The sequence below is a fragment of the Neisseria sp. P0021.S006 genome (genome assembly GCF_051956895.1).
In genome coordinates, this window is the sequence record NZ_JBQCWZ010000714.1 from 1 (window position 1) to 712 (window position 712).

The following is a 712-nucleotide window of genomic DNA, read 5'->3' on the forward strand; positions in this document are numbered from 1 at the left end:
CAGATTTTGCCGACCAAGTCGCCATTGCGGTGGCCGATGTATGGGTTCAGATAAGTGACCAAACCGATGGAGTTGAAGACATAGTGTTCGCAGATTTCGCGGTTGACCGTAATGCCTTTGACGCATTTGTCGGACAGGTTGACCGCGGCATTGCCCAAGAGGGAAATGGTTTCAAACATACATTGGGCGATTACCGGCTCCATAACGTTCAGCTGCAACTGACCTGCTTCGGCTGCGAAAGTGATGGTGGTGTCGTTGCCGATGACTTTGAAGCAGACTTGGTTGACGACTTCAGGAATCACGGGATTGACTTTGGCAGGCATGATGGAAGAACCGGCCTGTAATTCAGGCAGGTTGATTTCTTTCAAACCGGCGCGCGGACCGGAAGAGAGCAGGCGCAAGTCGTTACAGATTTTAGACAGTTTGACGGCTGTGCGTTTCAATGCGCCGTGTACCATCACATATGCGCCGCAGTCGGAGGTCGCCTCGATCAGGTTTTCAGTCAGTTTGCAAGGCAGGCCGCTGACTTCGGAGAGTTTCTCAACAACCAAAGCTGCATAGCCTTTAGGCGTATTCACGCCTGTACCGATGGCGGTGGCGCCGAGGTTGACTTCAAGCAGCAGGGAGCGGCTGCGGTCGAGGTTGAGGATTTCTTCTTCCAACAATACTTGGAAAGATTGGAATTCTTGGCCGGCAGTCATCGGCACAGCAT

1 protein-coding gene is annotated in these 712 nt (G+C 52.7%); it reads right to left on the reverse strand.

From position 1 onward, the window contains the following. The coding region (locus ACTHUM_RS16655) for a lyase family protein (RefSeq protein WP_440403513.1) at positions 1-712 on the reverse strand (712 nt) is incomplete at both ends.